The following is a 3,392-nucleotide window of genomic DNA, read 5'->3' on the forward strand; positions in this document are numbered from 1 at the left end:
GTCCGCCGACCGGGCGCCGCCCCGTGTCAGCGCACCGCGGGCTCGCGCGGCGCCAGCAGCGCGGGCAGGCGGGTCACCCGCTCCTCCGCCTCCGCCAGGGAGCGCGCGGCCATGTCCTGGAACTCCGCCAGCTCGGGGACGTCCGAGGCCCTGGTCATCTCGGCGTGGACGACGTGCACGTTCTCGCCGGCGATGCCCAGGCCCTCCAGGTACATGCGCATGTAGGGCGTCTGGAAGTCGAACGCCTCCTTGGGCGAACCCGGCCCGTAGCCCCCTCCGCGCGCGGCGACCACCACGGCCCGGGCGTCGCGCAGCAGCGACTCACCGGTGCGGGAGTCCTTGAAGGCCCCGGGGAAGGTGATCCTGTCGATCCACGCCTTGAGCGAGGCCGGGACCGTGTAGTTGTACATCGGGAGGCCGATCAGCAGGGTGTCCGCGTCCAGGACCTCCTCGATCAGGGGCAGGGTTCCCGCCCACTCCAGCTCCTCGGACGGCGACTCGGCCATGGCCGTCACCGCCGTCAGCGGCAGGGTGCCCCGCCTCTCCACCCGCTGGGCGAAGGAGCAGTAGGTGGCGGTGACCAGCGGCACCGGTTCGGCGGCCAGGTCCCGGTAGCGGTATCCCCCGTCCCCGTGCAGCCGTCGCCACTCCCTGGCGAACAGGCCGGTGAGGTACCTGCTCACCGAGTGGTCCGAGTGGCTGGAGTCCAGGTGCAGCAAAGACGTCATCGTTCTTCCCCCGTTCGGCGCGTGGCCGTCGTGTCCCGCGCGGCTCCGGGCGCGGGGTCCGTGTGCGGATGCGGTGGGGCACGCGACTCGTCCCCCGTGGATGTCGTCGCTGAGTGCTCCTACCCCTATGACGGAGAGCGACGGGGGAAAGTGACCGGCGGGAGGGGACGGGGATCGTCGGACGGTTCGGGAAAGACGTCGCGAGCAGCGCCGACACCGCCGCGGCCGCCCGCCCGCCGGGCCAGGGCCCGGTCGGCGGACGTCGCGGCTGGTGTGCGCTGGGTCACCGCTACGCCGGGTCGGCCACGGAGATCTCCAGCTCCCGCAGGCGCTCCGGGGCGCCGATGATCTCGATCCCGCTGACGCGGTCGCCGCGGACGGTGATCTCCAGCACGAACAGGAGCCGACCGCCGGGGGCGACGACGGCCCCGGGCATGCCGTTGACGAGCGCGGGACGGGCGAAGCGGGTCCTGCGGACGTTGTTGGCGGTCTCCCCGGCGACCTGGCGCGCACCGCGCAGCACCGCGGGCTCGCGCAGCCGGAGGGCCTGCGGGTCCGCCCGCCGCACGACGTCGGGGGCCAGGACCTTCAGCAGGCCGTCCAGGTCGCCCGCGCGCGAGGCGTCGAGGAAGGCGTCCACGACCTCGCGCCGCCGTGTGAGGTCCGGCTCGGGGACGCTCGTGGTGCCCTGCACCCTCTGCCGCGCCCGGCTCGCCATCTTCTTGGCCGCGGTCGGGGTGCGCTCGACGATCTCGGCGATCTCGGCGAAGGGGACGGCGAACAGGTCGTGCAGGACGAAGGCGACGCGCTCGGCGGGGCTGAGCCTGTCCAGCACGACGAGCAGGGCCAGGCCCACGGAGTCGGCCAGCACCGCCTCGCCCTCGGGGTCCGAGCCCCGGTCGTGGGCGAGCAGCGGCTCGATGTCGCTGACGTCCATGAACTCCTCGCGGCGGCTCTTGCGCGAGCGCAGCATGTCGAGGCAGACGCGTCCGACGATCGTGGTCAGCCACCCCGTCATGTTGGAGACCTCGCCGAAGTCCCCCCGGCACGCCCGGATCCACGTCTCCTGGAGGGCGTCGTCCGCCTCGGTGGCCGACCCGAGCATGCGGAAGGCGACTCCGCGCAGATGTCTACGGGAGCGTTCGAAGTGATCCGCCAGCTCGATCTGGCCGTTCATCGTTCACCTTTCCTTCGTCCGTGGCCGCTGCGCAGGCGCGTTTCGAAAGCGCGATAAAAGAGGAATGCGGCTGTAGGCATTGAATTACCGATATGGGTGGAATTAGTGCTTCGTGGCGGGGCAGGGGTGGTCGTCCTGGCTTCCCTCCTGGCGCCGCCAGCCCGGCCCCGCCCCCGGATTCGGGCGGTGTGAGCAGCGGATATGCGGTCGGTTCCGGCAGGCCTGTCGTACTCGGGGGATCGTGATCCGGGTGCGTGGGACGGTGGGGATTCCGGCCGCTTCGGGCTGATCCTCTTCATCCTAAACGGGTGAAGAGGGGTGTCACATGAGGGATCGCCGCTGGAGTATTCGCGCACTACAGCGTGTTTATGCGGCCGCGGTACGCGCCCGATTCACGCCTCCGGCGACACGGGTGTGCGGCTCCCCGCTGGCACGGTGGGTGCGGTGTGTGCGGTCCGTGTGGGAGTGCACGCGGAGCCAGCCGTGCGGCGTGTGGTGGTGGACGCCGGTGGCCCACTCGTCGGCGTGGAACTCCCTGCCTCAGAAGCGCGGCGTGTCCGGGGGCGGTGCGCGCGGCGGACCGCCCCCCGGGAGCGGTCAGCGGGTGAACACGAAGGGGCGCAGGCCGGGCGGCACGGCGGCGGGGTCCACGGGAAAGGCGGCCCACACGTGGGTGCCCAGGTCGGTCCAGGGCGCGAGGCGGTAGTGGCCCCAGGCGGCGGACAGGTTCTCGACCAGGAGCAGGCCGCGCTGGCCCTCGGCCCAGTCCCACTCGTCGGCCGTGCGCTGGTGCGGGACGGCCGGAACACCGCCCCCGCCGCCGCAGTCGGACAGGCCCACGCGCAGGGTGGCCGCATCGGGCATCGACAGCGCGCGCAGGACCTCGCCGTGGGCCCGGCCCGAATCGGTGTACTTGCAGCAGTTGGCGAACAGTTCGCTGGTGACCAGCGTGAGCGTGTCCACCAGGTCGGGGTCGAAACCGGACAGGTCGCGGGCCAGGTCGGCGCGGACCTCGGAGAGCCGGGACAGCGAACCGGGGTAGAGGCGGCGCTCCCAGTGGACGCGGGCGCGGCGGACGGCGGAGTCGAGGCCGGAGGAGTCGAGGTCGGAGGCGCTCATGCAGGAACCCCCTGTCGCTGCTCGTCCCAGACCCGGATGAGGGAGGCCAGTTCGTCCCACTCGGCGTAACGGGTGGGCGTGGTGCGATCGGTGAGAGCGGTGGGATGGGTGGGCCCGGCGGGGCGCACGACGCCGAAGCGGGGTGCGGGTTCGCCGAGCAGGTCGCCGCCGGGGTCCTCCCGCCACTGCTGGACCAGGGCGGCGGCGTGTTCCTGCACGAGGGCGAACGCGCGCCGGACCTCGTCCGTCTCCGGAGCGGGTTCGGCACCGCGGAGCACGGGGACGCGGGGCGCGGCGGAGGCGGTCAGGCGCTCGTGGGCGGCGAAGTAGGGGCGGACCAGGTCCGCGTCCTCGGCCGGGATGACCTC

4 protein-coding genes are annotated in these 3,392 nt (G+C 72.8%); all 4 read right to left on the reverse strand.

Annotation, left to right across the window (positions count from 1 at the left end):
* Positions 1–26: 26 nt before the first annotated feature.
* Positions 27–728, reverse strand: a complete 702-nt coding sequence (locus DQW06_RS27955; protein ID WP_117199600.1) for an FMN-dependent NADH-azoreductase — start codon at positions 726–728, stop codon at positions 27–29.
* A 289-nt stretch (positions 729–1,017) separates the two neighbouring features.
* The gene (locus DQW06_RS27960) at positions 1,018–1,905 is read right to left on the reverse strand and encodes a sigma-70 family RNA polymerase sigma factor (RefSeq protein WP_117199601.1); all 888 of its coding nucleotides are present in this window, start codon (positions 1,903–1,905) and stop codon (positions 1,018–1,020) included.
* Positions 1,906–2,502: 597 nt separating this feature from the next.
* Complete coding sequence (locus DQW06_RS27965) at positions 2,503–3,024, reverse strand: ATP-binding protein (RefSeq protein WP_117199602.1); 522 nt, start codon at positions 3,022–3,024, stop codon at positions 2,503–2,505.
* Positions 3,021–3,392: hypothetical protein (locus DQW06_RS27970; RefSeq protein ID WP_117199603.1), on the reverse strand; the 372-nt coding region annotated here is incomplete at its 5' end. The genes DQW06_RS27965 and DQW06_RS27970, both read right to left, overlap by 4 nt.

Origin of the sequence: Nocardiopsis sp. TNDT3 (assembly GCF_003427465.1) — a bacterium.
In the GTDB taxonomy this organism is placed as follows: domain Bacteria; phylum Actinomycetota; class Actinomycetes; order Streptosporangiales; family Streptosporangiaceae; genus Nocardiopsis; species Nocardiopsis dassonvillei.

Coding starts and splice junctions, on each gene's coding strand:
- DQW06_RS27955 (WP_117199600.1), bottom strand. CDS start 728: ATGACGTCTTTGCTGCACCTGGACTCCAGCCACTCGGACCACTCGGTG.
- DQW06_RS27960 (WP_117199601.1), bottom strand. CDS start 1,905: ATGAACGGCCAGATCGAGCTGGCGGATCACTTCGAACGCTCCCGTAGA.
- DQW06_RS27965 (WP_117199602.1), bottom strand. CDS start 3,024: ATGAGCGCCTCCGACCTCGACTCCTCCGGCCTCGACTCCGCCGTCCGC.